The following is a 1,673-nucleotide window of genomic DNA, read 5'->3' as shown; positions in this document are numbered from 1 at the left end:
GCCGGAGCGGGGGAAGTGGCGAGCTTGCGAGCCGATAGGGGCGCCCCTACCAATTCCCCGATGCGCCGCCGCCGCCCGAGGAGCCGCCGCCGTAGCTGCCGCCGCCCGAGGATCCTCCGCCGCCGTAGGAGGGGCGGTCATCGTCGTCGTCATAGGTGCCGCCCCCACCGCCGGAGGGGATGTGACCGTATCTGCCCGAGGAGAGAAGGTTCAGCAGAGCGGACAGTGAGAAGAACGCAAGCCCGAATGCGTGGACCACGACATAGAGAAGCAGTCCGATGAGCGGGATCGCAATGAGGAAGCCGAAGATATAGACGTAGAAGGGCTCACTGCCGCCCTCGTCGATGGAGTCCGGCACGGCGACATGAGCTTTCTCGCACAAGCGCGCGCCGACCGTGGCGTAGCCCTTTCGGATCTCCTCGGAAATATCGTCCTTGTCAAAGGGGAACTCGGAACGGATGCGGTTGACGGCGTAGGTCGTGTCGTGCTCCTGCTCCATCTCGGTCAGGGCAGGCCCGAACAGAAAGGAAATCTCGCGTTCCTCCTTTGCAATAAAGAGCAGCGCCGTGTTCCCCTGTACCGCATCCTTCAGCTGCCAGTCGACAAAGAGCTGCTGCGCAAACCGCCCTGCATCCACACCCTTGAGCGTCGGCATGGTGACAACAATCATCTGCGCGCCCGTCGCGTTCGTAAGATCGCCGCCCATCTGCTCGATTGCCGTCGCGTCCTCCGGCATCAGCATTTCGCCAAAGTCAGCCACCGCACCCAGATGCGCGGGTCTTGCGGGGATACCGAGTGCCGCGCCAAGGCTCTCCAGTGCCACGCCGTACTCCGTACCCGCCTTTTGCGCGAGCGTGACGTACGCCGTGAGGATCGCGGGGGAGTAGTTCTCTTTGCGGAACTCCCCCTTCATCGCGTCGAGCACGCTGCCCGCATAGCCGTCCGTGATCGCGCCCTCCAGTCCGTAGCCGACCTCGATGCGGAACGCGCGGTCGTCCTTTGCTATGAGGAGGAGCACGCCGTTGTTCAGCCGCGCGTCGCCGATGCCCCAGCTGCGAAAGAGCTCGTTCGCGTACGACTCGATGTCCGTTCCTCCAAGTGTCGAAACGGTGACGACGACGATCTCCGCCTTTGTCTTTGCACGCAGCTCCGCGCCGATCTTTTCGATCTGCGTGGCATCCTCTGCTGAGACCATGTCCGCCGTGTCGACGATGTACGTGCGCTGTGCAGGCTTTGCGAGCAGTTCGCCTGCCGTGACGGACGTCGTGCCAAGCAGCCTGCTCTCGGCGGCCTCCGCATATGCGCCGCTCATGAGAAGCAGGGCGAGCACAAGAACAAGTGCAAGGAATCCGCGCATCCCCTTGTCACCACGCATACTTTCCACATCCTTTCGAGTGCAAATTATAGGAATCGCTGATAAAACAGTCCTGCAGATTGACGTAGATTTTTTCGTCCGAACAAGGAGGCAAACCGGACGCATAGCCAAAGCTATGTGGAGGATTTGCAGGCGTTGTGCGGGCAAAAAAGATGCGTCAAGATGGCGTGGCTGAATTTATCAGTGCTTTCTTAATATATTACTACTATAGCATGTTTTTGAAGATTATGTAACTGTCAAATATGACAGGTTCAAAAGTCCTTTTTGAAAGAAATCATGTATAAGCTGCGCTGCACAC

General features: G+C 59.4%; 1 protein-coding gene. It reads right to left on the bottom strand.

What is annotated here, in order from left to right:
* Positions 1 to 46 precede the first annotated feature (46 nt).
* Positions 47 to 1,375 (bottom strand): TPM domain-containing protein, encoded by a 1,329-nt coding sequence (locus HMPREF9081_RS12705; RefSeq protein WP_006305093.1) that lies wholly within the window; start codon positions 1,373 to 1,375, stop codon positions 47 to 49.
* Positions 1,376 to 1,673: the final 298 nt, after the last annotated feature.

The sequence above is a fragment of the Centipeda periodontii DSM 2778 genome (genome assembly GCF_000213975.1).
In the GTDB taxonomy this organism is placed as follows: Bacteria; Bacillota; Negativicutes; order Selenomonadales; family Selenomonadaceae; genus Centipeda; species Centipeda periodontii.
This window is presented reverse-complemented; position numbering and strand designations above follow the sequence as displayed.